The sequence below is a fragment of the Lysobacter sp. Root690 genome, assembly GCF_001427785.1.
Lineage (GTDB): Bacteria > Pseudomonadota > Gammaproteobacteria > Xanthomonadales > Xanthomonadaceae > Lysobacter.
The window spans coordinates 224,397-235,943 of the sequence record NZ_LMHM01000017.1; the positions used below are offsets into that span (position 1 = coordinate 224,397).

Here is an 11,547-nt window from a genome sequence, read left to right on the forward strand (position 1 = left end):
CGTCATGCTCAACATCCCCACGCCGTTGTTGCCCGAGATCTTCGCGACCCATGGCCGCTGGCTCGGCACCAAGCCGGCGATCGTCGCGCCGGACCGGAGCCTGGACTGGCGCAGCCTCGACGCGCATACCAACCGGATCGCCAACGCGCTGATCGCGAGCGGCGCGCGCCATGGCGATCGCATCGCGATGCTGATGTCGAACTGCATCGAGATGGCCGAGCTCATCGTCGGGATCATGAAGGCTGGCTGCGTCGCGGTTCCGCTCAATACCGCGGTCAGCGACGCCAGCGCGGCGGCGATGATTGTCGACGCGGGCGCGATGATGGTGTTCGCCACCGCCGATCATGCCGCGCGTGTGCAGCCGATGGCGGGGGTTGCGCGGATCGAAGTCGAAGCGGTCGCGAGTTCGAGCGATGACCGTTCGAGAGATGGCGGATGGCAGGCGTACGCGGATTGGCTCGGCACCGCCGATGTCGAGCCGCCGAATGTTCCGATCGCAGGCGCCGACCTGTGCAACATCATCTATTCCTCCGGCACCACCGGCGAGCCGAAGGGCATCGTGCACAGTCATCAGGCGCGACTGCTGTGGGCCTACGACATTGGCCTGGCCCTGCGCCAGCATTCGGGCGCGCGCAGCCTGATCGTGACCGGGCTTTATTCGAACATCAGCTGGGCGGCGTTGCTGGGAACCTGGCTCAGCGGCGGCACCGTGGTGCTGCGCCATGGTTTCGATGTGGCCGACACCCTGGCGACGATCGCGCGCGAGCGGATCACGCATACGGCGATGGTGCCGGTGCAGTACCAGCGGCTGCTCGATCATCCCGCGTTCGCGGCGACGGATCGTTCCTCGCTGCAAATGGTGATGAGCGTGGGCTCCTCCCTACCGTTGACGACCAAGGCGCGCTTGATCGAGACCTGCCGCTGCGATGTGGTCGAGGTGTACGGCACCACCGAAGGCATCCTCACCGCATTGGCGCCGGAAGACGCGCAAGACCGGCTCGCCTCGGTCGGCAAGCCGCTGCCGGGCGTGCAGTTGTCGATTCTCGACGCGGACGATCGCCCGGTCGCGGCCGGGCAGGCGGGCGAGATCGTCGGCCGCAGCCGGTTCGCGATGGACGCGTACTGGCGCCGACCCGCGGCGACCGCCGAGGCGATATGGATCGATGCCGATGGACGGCCGTGGCTGCGCACCGGCGATATCGGACGCCTCGACGACGAGGGCTATCTGTACATTCTCGATCGCAAGAAGGACCTGATCATCTCCGGCGGACAGAACCTGTATCCGGCCGATATCGAAGCGGTGCTGATGGAGCACGAGGACGTCGGCGAATGCGCGGTGATTGGCATCCCCAGCCCGACCTGGGGCGAATCGCCGCTGGCGTTGGTCGTGCTCAAGGATGGGGGCTCCAAGCAGCGCGGCGCCGCCGATGCCGAGCAGATCAAGGCCTGGCTCAATCAGCGCGTGGGCAAGCAGCAGCGCGTGGTCGCGGTCGAGCTGCGCGAGCATTTGCCGCGCAATCCCACCGGCAAGCTGCTCAAGCGCGAACTGCGTGCGCCGTATTGGCTGGATGCTCGGCCCGGGGCCTGATCGGCGGCTGCATCCGCCCGAGGTGGTGCGGCAGTAGCTGGGCTGGCGCCGCGAACGGATCGGGCGGCGGTCCCGTGCGACGCTGTCCGCTTGAAGCAAGAGGTTTGCGATCTGCTTGCCATCGGTCGCGAATGCAACCGGCCCGCGCCGCGATGTCGCGCGCGTTCCGGACCGCGCGCCGGGGCCAGGCCCCGGCGGCGGCTTGCGCATGGCGAATCGCCGGACGCTTTCAGTCCGCGCCGTCGATTCGCTTGGCGCGTCGACGATCGAACAAGCCGGGCGTTACCGTCCGCATGCGGGGCGATCCCGCGCGCGACTCACGCCCGTGCAGGCTTATTCGTCCTCGCCTTCCTCTTCCTCTTCTTCGTCCTCGTCTTCTTCGTCCTCATCCTCGTACTGCTGGCCCAGCGAGTAGCGAATCCACGGCTCGCCCTCGGTGTGCTTGCCGGTGGCGATGGCAATGAGCACCCAGCCTTCGTCCAGCAACCGATTGACGTCCTGCACGCTGTCGGTCTCCTGGACCGTTCCGATCGTTTCCAAATCCACTGTGGGTGTTTCCTTGAGGGCGGCCGACAAGGATAAATCAGCCGCGTGTCATGGGTAAGAACGCGGTGTCGTCGGCGCAGACCCGGCGAGCGGTCTCGGGAGGTCCGGGTCGGTCCGGACCACGGCGATCATCGAGTCGAGGCGGTTACCAGATCGAGGCGCGTCGCTCGGGCGCTGCGAACAGTTTCGCCCCGGCGTCCACGTCGAACGCGTCGTACCAGGCCTGCAGATTGCGCACTACGCCGTTGACCCGATACCGCGACGGCGAGTGATAACCGCGCTCGATGTCGGCGCGCAGCGAATCGTCGCTGTCGAGCGAGCGCCACAACTGCGCCCAGCCCAGGAAGAAGCGCTGTTCGCCGCTGAATCCGTCGCGCAGCGCGTGGGTGTCGATGCCGTGCGCCGCCGCATACAGGCGATACGCGTCCAGGGCCACGGTGACGCCGACCAGGTCGGCGAGGTTCTCGCCGAGGCTGCGGCGGCCATCCAGATGCGCGCCGGGCAGCGGCGCATACGCGGAGTACTGGGTTACCAATACCTCGGTCTTCGCCTCGAACGCGGCGCGCGCGGGCGGCGACCACCAGTCGCGCAGATTACCGGCATCGTCGAAGCGCGAGCCCTGATCGTCGAAACCGTGCGCCATCTCGTGGCCGAGCACCGCGCCGATCGCGCCGAAGTTGACCGCGCTGTCGGCGCCGGCGCTGAAGGCCGGCGCCTGCAGCAGCCCGGCCGGAAACGTCACCGCGTTGAGTTGCGGGCTGAAACTGCCGTCGACCGACTGCGGCGGCAGATGCCAGCGGTACGGTCGTTCCGGATCGTTGAGATACAGCGCATCGAGCTTGATTTGCGCGGCCTTGAGGCGATGGATATTGCCGATCGGATCGTTCGGCAGGATCTCGACTTCGGCGTAGTCGCGCAGGTCGTCGGGATAGCCCAGACGCAGCCCCATCCGCTCGATCTTCGCCAGCGCGGTCGCGCGCGTCGCCGGGTCCAGCCAGTCGGCCTTGGCGATGCGCGCGCGGAACGCCTGCTTCATGAAGGGCGCCATCGCCTCGACCGCGTCGCGATCGGCCGATTTGAAGAACTGCGCGACGTAGCGGGCGCCGACCAGTTCCGGCAGGTTCTGGCTGACGAACTGGATGCCGCGCTCCGCGCGCGAGCGTCGGGTTTTCTGACCGGCCAGGGTGGTGCCGTAGAACTGGAAGCTCGCATCCTGGAACGCGGTCGGAAGCAGGTGCGCGTGGTTGTGGACCCAGTGGAAGGCCAGGTACGAACGCCAGGTATCCACCGGGGTCGCGGCGAAGATGGCCGCGCTGTCGCGGATGGCGGTGTCGGTGTTGAGCACCACGGTATCGACCGGGGGATACCCGCTGGCGGCGAGGAACGCCCGCCAGTCGAAGCCGGGCGCGTAGTCCGACAGTTCGGCGAACGGCATCGGGTGGTAGTTCAATGTGCGGTCGCGCAGCTGCTGCGCGTTCCATTGGACTTTGGCGAGCTTCGCCTCCAGCGCCAGGATCGCGGCGGCGCGGGCCGCGCCGTCGGCGATGCCGACGCGGGCGAAGGTCTGCGCGATGTAGTCGAGGTAGGCCGCGCGCAGGTTGGCGTATTGGTCGCTGCCGGTGTCGTAGTAGCCCGGGTTCGGCAGGCCGACGATGCGGCCGTTCGCGGTCTGCTGGTCCAGATGCAGCAGGCTCCGGCGCGTATCGCCGGCATCCAGGAACACGTAGCAGCCGACGATGGTGTGCGAGAGCGGGTGGGCCATGCGCTGCGCGACCTGGGCATGGTCGGCGATGGCCGCGATCGCATCGAGGTCGGCGCGGATCGGCGCGATGCCGGAGCGGTCGATCGCCGCCACGTCCGCGTAGCTGGTGTACAGGTCGGCGAGCTTGTCGCCGCCCGCGGGTCGCGCGGCGGCGACTTCGATGATGGTCTTGATGCGCGCCTGCGTGCGCAGGAACATCGCGTTCAATTCGCCGTACTGCGCATAGCCCGCGGGCCGCGTGGCGGTGTCGATCCAGCCCTGATTGACGTACTGGAAGAAGTCGTCGCCGGGTCGCAGCGTGTCGCTGATATGGCTCAGGTCGATGCCCCAGTCGGCGGCGGGCGTCGCCGCCGCGGCGAAGGCGTGACGGGTCGCCGCGGCCAAGGGCAGCAGCGCCAGCCCCATGCAGATCCGTCTGCGCTCGAGGGACAGGCTCGACGGTGGTTGGCGATCGCTCATGCGCGCGGCTCTTGTGACTACAGATGTAGTCACACTAGCACGATGCGAGGCCGCGGCAACGGACCGAAGCCGTCGCGTCGGCCGCGCTTCAGGCCATCGCCACCCGTCGTTCCAGCAGCAACGGCGAGGCCAGTCCCGATTGCGGATGCATGCGGTTGAGGCCGTGGATCGCGCCTGACAGGCCGGTCATCAGACCCGGGGTGAACGCGGCGCGGGTCAGGCCGCCGACCATGCCGCGATGTTCTTCGATCGAGGAAACGATCTGCGCGGTGGCCTCGTCGGGATCGGTCGCGCACTGCTCCGGATCCAGCGCGGCCGCGGTGATCAACAATTCGCGCAACGACATATCGCCGTGGCACAGGGTGTGGCTGGTGCCCCATTGATCGCGCACGGTGGCGACCGCGCGGCGCATGGTGCGCAAATGGCGCGGGCCGCGCGTGCGCGCGTACAGATCGCAGGCGCTCAGGCCGATGCCGACGCTGCCGTGGCACCAGGTCGGGAAGTTGAAGCTGCCGTCGACCTCGCGCGAATCGACCCAATTGCCGAGGGTTTCGTCGTAGCACGATTCCTGGAAGGCGAAGGCCGCGTCGGACAACGCACTCCAGCGCGCGCGCTGCGTTGCGTCGCCGGCTCCGGCCAGGACCAGCCGCGCCAGCGCCCAGGCGATGCCGGTGGCGCCGTGGGAAAAGCCGTTCGATGGCCGCGGCGATCCGCTGGTCGGCCAGCGCGCGCCGCGTTCGTCGACGATCGCGCCCGCTTCCAGCCGCTGCGCCGCGCGCGTGGCCAGCGCGGTCCAGCGCGCGTCGCCGGTCGCTTCGGCCAATCCGAGCAGCGGCACGATCGCGCCGGCGGCGCCGTCGATGATGTCGAAGTGCTCGTCGTCGTCGAAACCGCGTTGTTCCAGCGCCTGCGCGCTGGCGATCGCGTGCGGCAGCAGTTCCGGCCGTCGCAGCAGATCATGCAGGGTCAGCCAGGTCCACACCTGCGAGGCGTAACCGGTGAAGCCGCCGACCTTGTCGGGCACGTCGATCGCTTCCATCGCGATCTGGCTTTGCAGCGCGCCTTGCAGCGCCTGTTCGACGCCGTCGACCGGATCGGCGCGGCCGTGCTGGACTTCATGCTGATAGCCGGCCAGCACCACGGCGACGCCGCCGAGCCCGAAATACAGATCGGCGCGCACCGGCTGCACCAGCCAGCCGCCCTGGGTGATCTCGGGCGTGATCCAGGTGGTCGAGCCGTCGTCGCCGCGCACCGATAGCCGCAGCAGTCGCGCGATCGCCTCGGCCGCGAGCTTGCGCCGGCGCGTTTCGAGCCGGTCGCGATGCGGATGGCGGGCGACGTAGCGATGGCCGCTGCGCTCTTCTTCGCGATCGCGCATGCGTTGATTGAGGTCGGTGGCGACCAGCGCGCTGCGGATCGTCAGTTCTTCCAGATCGCTGCGCATGCCGCGCCAGTCGGTCAGCACGCCGTCGATCCGATCGGCGCTCAGCGGTTCTACGAAGATCGGCACGTCGCCGTATCTGAGCGCATCGATCTCCGCCAGGATGTCGATGTCGCTGGAACGTTCGTTGGGCGCCATGATCGCGTTGCGTTCGAACAGGTCGCGCGCGCGTTCGATCGCCTCGGCTTCCTTGTGCAGCGAGGCCGGGTGCCACAGCATGCGTCCGACTTCCACGTAGGCGCGAGTGGTGCGGCGGATATCGCGCACCTTGCAGCCTTCGAAACCCGCGAGCAGCGGCGCGAGTTCGCCGGCATTGTCGAGTTGGCGCAGGCGCGCGGTGCTGGCGAGGAAGCCCTCGCTGATTTCGTCCCAATAACGCGACACGTCCGGCCGCGGGCTGGGGTGGTTCTGGGCGACGTCGACATCGACTTCCACGACTTTCAATCGCGCCTGGGTCGTGCCTTCGTCGACGATGGTCGGCGCGCGCACCTTGGGCTGCTGATCCGGCAATGCGCCGGCGGCGGACATGTCGACGCCTTCGAAGCCGAGCGCGCGGGTGCGGAACGGCACGATCCCGGTACGCAGCACCGAATTGCGGATCAGCGACTGGGCGAAATCGAAGGCCTGGCCGTAGGGCGTGGGCGCCGCGGCGGGCACGATCTCGAACAGGCTTTCGACGTCGATCACCACCGGCACCGGGCCGACCGCGATCAGGTTTTCCAGATGGATGTCGGTGCCGCCGAGCAGACGCAGCACCGCGAGCCAATGGCCCAGGCCGCGATAGAAGGTGCGTAATTCGTCGTCGTTGTCGCAGTAACGATGCCTGGCGAACGCGGCCCAGCCATAGCGGTCGCGGTCGATCACCGCGGGCACGTAGACGCGATGGGGTTCGTCGCCGAACACCTGCGAAAGGAAATTTTCGAGTGCGGCGTCCACGCGCAGCGAGCGCGGCTTGTACATGATCGCGCCGCCGTGCAGCGACAGCTTGGCGACGGTCTGGCCGCCATCGTGCAGATCGCCCTGGCCGAGTGAAAACCCGGTCAGTTGTCCGGCCGGGCCGTCGAGCAGCGGCGTCAGCAGATCGCGGTCGGCGATGAAGCGTTCGACCAGCAGTTCGATCGCGTGGCGTTGCTGATCGAGCGCGCGCTGCAATCGCGCGCGCAGCGGTGGATAGCGGCGGTCGAGGTGTTCGGTGAACGGAGGCAGCACGCAGTTGCCGACGAACTGGGCGAAGCGGCCGGCATCGTCTGGCGCGGTGAGTTCGCCGGCGCGTTGGGCCGCATGCAATTCCAGCAGCAGGACGCGATTGAGTTTGAACCTGACGTTGTTGTACAGCGCCTCGTCGGCCGCGGCCTGGATCAGCGCGATTTCGGCGGGCGACAGCTGCGCCGAAAACATCGTGAGGCGGGCAGTGAAGGTGGCGCGCGCGGGCGCGGCGAAATGATCGATGATGCGGGCGAACGCATCGGTTGAAACCGTTTCGCTCATCGGATCTGCGAATCCTTGCGGTGGGACGGAACCGGTCGCGTTGCGCGATCGATCATTGGCGAGACGTCATTGATGAGAGCGTAACTGCTAAGAACGCGCAGCCGCGCACGAGGCCCGGCTGCGCGCGGTTATGTACAACTCAGCAGCAAGCGCAACCGCCACCGTAGCTGCAGGTGGTCTTGCCGAGCGTGCCGCACGCGCCGAGCGTGGCGCGCATGTCGGTGTTGCCGAGCGCCGCTTCGGCTACGGCCTGACCTTCAATGTAGAGCGAACCGGCCGGATTGGCCTGGCCGTCGATGCTGTCGGAACCGTTGAGCCAGCCGGACACGACGTCGTCATTGTTCTGCATTGCCCTATCTCCTTTTGGGGTTCATTTAGAAGCGCGAATTCGGACAAGCCCTTCCCCGGCTTGCGAGTCGAACCGTTCCGAATGTGGCGTATCAACGCATGCGGCGCCTGCATCCGGCCAAAGCTTTGCGAGTGTTGGCAGGACGCGCTTTTTGCGCCGCACGCGTACGCTGCGCGCGAAGCGCAATGTGCGTCAACTGTTATTTTGGTGGTGCGTTGCAGCACTTGCTGCGCGACTGAAACAAACTGTGATTGGCGTCGTAAGTGAACGCGTTACAGATTTGCTGAACAGGCGAATGCGGTTGCGCGAGGTTGTTCGAAGCGTCGATCGCGAGGCGGCGTATGCACCGCGTGGCGAGGTCGCCCCGTGTTTCGGTTGCCGGTTGAGAGACAGCCGGCAGAGCGAGTGCGCTGCCGGCGTGGACCGGATCATCGGGCGTCGTTTACTGCACCGGACCGTAGTAAGCGTCGATCAAGGTCAGATACCCGTACACGTTGTGATCCACGGTGGGAGCGCAGCGCGATCGCGACAGGAATTCGTATACGCCGCCGCCGCTGTCGGACTGATAGATGCAGTGCCAGTACGATGCGGGAAATGCGGCGGCTCGTTCATTCGTTCCTTCGGCGACGGCTGCGCCCGAGAAACACAGCGCCATCAGTGCCGCTGCGATCGATAACTTGTTCATTGGCGAATTCCTTTTTCATGTGGGGATGCCGGACGGTCTGTCCGATTTCCCATCCTGGACAGACCTCGGCGTGCGCGCCATCGGAATTTTTCGCTTGGTAGACGCGGTGCCTGCTGGGCGATGACATCCCGTCGCAAATCGACCGCCGATCGCATCGATGAATCCGGGCGTTTGCCGGAGTCGAGCGATCGGGTGCACCAAGTTCTCGACGCGATGCTTAGAACTCGCAGGCTTCCCAGCCCGGTGGCGTGGCATGGGTCGAAGGCCCGCGAAAATCGCGCAGCTTCGTCTGCGCCCAGTCGTCGGCCTCGGCGCGTTGCGCCGGACTCAGATTCGCCGCGGTCGCGGCCAGTTGCTGATCGAGCTGGGCGATGCGGTGTTGTTCCGCGCCCAGGCGATACAGCTTGAGGTAGCGGTAATGCTGCGCCGGATCGGTGCCGACCACGCCGGCGAGCAAGCCTTGCGAACCCGGTTCGTAGGCCTTCTGCAGCAGGTCGACGACCCGCCAGTCGCCCTTGGCCAGGCCGGCGTCGATCATCGAGGTCGCGGCGGCGCGATAGTTGCGGATCGAATCGGGATGCTTGAGCAGGCTGCGCGCGTCGTACAGCGGGCCGCGTTCGAGATAGCACGCGCGCGCGCGCTCGTCGCCCAGGCGCGCGGCCTGGGCGATGTTCGGCACCAGGCTGTCGAGCATCGCGTCGCTGACGCCGTCGCACAGTTGCTGGCTGTCGCGCTGCGCCTGCTGGCGCAGTTCCACCGCGTCGAGCAGCATCTGGTAAGTGCGTAACTGCGCCGCGCTCATTCCTTCGGTGGATTTGCGGGTGAGGGTGTCGGTCGCGTTCGCGTTCTTCCATTGGGTGGCGCGCAGATGCGTGCATTGGTTGAGATCGCGCAGCAGGCGCCCGGCCGCGTCGACGTCGCCGACATTCGCGCGCGCCTGCAGCTTGGCGAAAGTGTCTTTCAATGGCGTTCCGGCGGTCGGTAATACGCCGCCTTTGATGACGGTCGGCGGCGTATTGAAATCGGGCGTCGCGTCGGTCGCACCCACATCGGCGCTCTGCGGGCTGACGGACGCGGCGGCGCGCGGCCGGCTTACATCCGCGCGGCCGACGAAATACGCGCCGGTTACCGCGGCGATCACGGCTACGCCCAACAGGATCGATCGCTTCATCTGCATAAGGTCCGGCCGGCCTGGGTCGGCCCACGGTCGAGCGTGGGCATGATCATTCGTAGGGAAACACGCAAGGGTCCCACAGAGGTCCGTCCGCGCCGATCGGCTTGCCCTGGAAATTGCGGGTAAAGGTCTGTTCGGCCCAGGCGTCGGCCTGGGTGATCTGCGCCGTGGTCAGTTTCATCGACGTCGCGCGCAGGTCCTGGTCGAGCTGCGCCGGATCGGCGATCGAGCGATCGGATCCGGCGCCGAGCCGGAACAGTTTGAGATAGCGATAGCGCTGGTACGCCTGCTTGCCCACCACCGCCGACAACAGGTTCGACGCGCCGGGCTCGTAGGCGCCGCGCAGCAGGTTGACCACTTGCCAGTCGCCGCTTTCGATACCGGCATCGATCATTTGTTGGGTCTCGCGCCGGTAGTCGCCCAGTCGCTGCGGATGATCGAGCAGGCTGGCCGGGTCGTAGTTCGGGCCGCGGTCGAGGTAGCAGGCGCGCGCATACGCATCGCCCAGTTGCGCGGCGCGCTGCAGGTTCGGCACCAGACTGTCGAGCATGTCGGCGCTGGCGCCGTCGCACAGCGCGCGCAGGCCGCCGAGGGTCTGGCCACGCGATTCCACCGCATCGAGTTGGGCGCGGTAGTTCTGTAGTTGCTGCGGACTCATGCGGTCGACGGCCTGGCCGAGCAGTTCGTCGGAGAGTTTTGCGTTGTCGCGATCCAGGCGCTCGTAGCGCCGGCACAGGTTGAGGTCGCGGTACAGACGGGTCGCCGCGACGGCGTCGCCGGCGTTGGCGCGCGCCTGCAGATCGGCGAATACGTATTTCAACGGGGTGCGTGGGGCGGGCAGTTTCTGCGCGGCGCCGGGGTTGGCGGCGATCGTCGGCGTGACCTTGCCCGCAGCGTTTCCGGTTTCAGAGGGCGCGGCGGCGACTTCGGTATCGCCCGCCGCATGGTCCGCCGCGGGCGCGCCTTGAACGCGGCCGCCGAAATAACCGGCGGCCGCGGCGACCGCGGCCAGCACGATCGCGGCGGCTACGCTGCGACCGCGCATCGCGCTACGACTGCGCAGCGGTTCTGGCGAACCGCCGCGCATCCGGAATGAAACCGACTCGATGCATCGACACCCATTCCACTCAGTTTTCGCTGTCCAGTACGTAAGCCGACGAAGCGATCGAAGCGTTGCCGGTCATGATCGCGGTGTTCTTGCCCGCGGCCGACGGCAGACCGACCTTGAGGTTGACCGCGCCGGAGACCAGGGCGTCGAGGATCGGAGTGATGATCGGCAGGCCCAGCGCAATATTGCCGCAACCGCTGGCCGCCGGCACGGCGAAGGAATTGTCGACCAAGCTGGTGTCGTCGATCTGCAGGTAGCCGATGAAGTTCGGCTCGTCCGTCCACACCGTGGTGACCGTGCCCGGGCTGCCGGAGATCGGCAGGTTCGGCAGCGGCGGCGCGGTGGTGCCGGTCTGCAGCTTGATCACCACCGGGTTCTGCGCCGAACCGATGTAGCAGCTGTTGCCGAGGAAGGGGTTTTCCAGATGCACGCGCACGGCCAGGCGCGCCACGGTCGGATCGCTGCCGTCGGTCGGCGGAAACAGCGCATTGCCGAAGTTGGTCTGCAGGCCCTGTACCGGTTCGAGCGTCGCGGTGACGTCGTTGAAGGTGGCGACGAAGCCCCAGAACGCGGTCCACAGCGGGCCGGGCCAGTTTGGCGCGGGGTTGACGATGCCGAGCAGGCCGCCAGGCACCTTGGCCGGCGGGGCGGACAGGGTCGGGCCGCCGACCGCGGCGTACAGCGGCGAGGCGCCGATGCTCTCGATGCCGCCCTGCAGCACGATCGGCTTGTCGATCGGCATGGTGGTGGCGCCGATCTTGAGCACGCCGGAGTTGGTGGTGTTGATCACGCAACTGCCGACCGAGGGATTGGTGTACGGGCAATACTTGAACATGGCATACGCGCCCGTGGGCGTGCCGGCGATTGCCGTGGGTGCTTGTGCGACGACCAGCACTGCCGCGGCCAAGGCGTAATGAAGCGACGTCTTGCGCATGGTGGATTCTCCA

General features: G+C 67.2%; 9 protein-coding genes. 1 reads left to right on the forward strand and 8 read right to left on the reverse strand.

Features of this window, described 5'->3' with window-relative positions:
- Positions 1-4: 4 nt before the first annotated feature.
- Positions 5-1,588, forward strand: coding sequence for an AMP-binding protein (locus tag ASD86_RS21595; protein ID WP_056115666.1), 1,584 nt, complete (start codon positions 5-7; stop codon positions 1,586-1,588).
- A gap of 333 nt (positions 1,589-1,921) precedes the next feature.
- Here ASD86_RS21595 and ASD86_RS21600 read toward each other — a convergent pair whose 3' ends face one another.
- The 8 genes from ASD86_RS21600 to ASD86_RS21635 all read right to left on the reverse strand — a co-directional run bounded on the left by ASD86_RS21600 (position 1,922) and on the right by ASD86_RS21635 (position 11,534).
- Positions 1,922-2,134, reverse strand: coding sequence for a hypothetical protein (locus ASD86_RS21600; RefSeq protein ID WP_056115669.1), 213 nt, complete (start codon positions 2,132-2,134; stop codon positions 1,922-1,924).
- Positions 2,135-2,279: 145 nt separating this feature from the next.
- The gene (locus tag ASD86_RS21605) at positions 2,280-4,355 is read right to left on the reverse strand and encodes a M13 family metallopeptidase (protein ID WP_082578603.1); all 2,076 of its coding nucleotides are present in this window, start codon (positions 4,353-4,355) and stop codon (positions 2,280-2,282) included.
- Between the two features lie 88 nt (positions 4,356-4,443).
- Positions 4,444-7,284 (reverse strand): type 2 lanthipeptide synthetase LanM family protein, encoded by a 2,841-nt coding sequence (locus ASD86_RS21610; RefSeq protein ID WP_056115675.1) that lies wholly within the window; start codon positions 7,282-7,284, stop codon positions 4,444-4,446.
- A gap of 139 nt (positions 7,285-7,423) precedes the next feature.
- Positions 7,424-7,633 (reverse strand): DUF6229 family protein, encoded by a 210-nt coding sequence (locus ASD86_RS21615; protein ID WP_056115676.1) that lies wholly within the window; start codon positions 7,631-7,633, stop codon positions 7,424-7,426.
- A gap of 442 nt (positions 7,634-8,075) precedes the next feature.
- Positions 8,076-8,318 carry a hypothetical protein gene (locus ASD86_RS21620; protein ID WP_056115679.1) on the reverse strand — a complete coding sequence of 81 codons (243 nt, stop codon included), beginning with the start codon at positions 8,316-8,318 and terminating at the stop codon, positions 8,076-8,078.
- A gap of 217 nt (positions 8,319-8,535) precedes the next feature.
- The gene (locus ASD86_RS21625; RefSeq protein WP_056115683.1) at positions 8,536-9,489 is read right to left on the reverse strand and encodes a hypothetical protein; all 954 of its coding nucleotides are present in this window, start codon (positions 9,487-9,489) and stop codon (positions 8,536-8,538) included.
- Positions 9,490-9,541: 52 nt separating this feature from the next.
- Positions 9,542-10,537, reverse strand: coding sequence for a hypothetical protein (locus tag ASD86_RS21630; RefSeq protein WP_157476986.1), 996 nt, complete (start codon positions 10,535-10,537; stop codon positions 9,542-9,544).
- 82 nt (positions 10,538-10,619) lie between these two features.
- The gene (locus ASD86_RS21635; RefSeq protein WP_056115690.1) at positions 10,620-11,534 is read right to left on the reverse strand and encodes a hypothetical protein; all 915 of its coding nucleotides are present in this window, start codon (positions 11,532-11,534) and stop codon (positions 10,620-10,622) included.
- Positions 11,535-11,547: the final 13 nt, after the last annotated feature.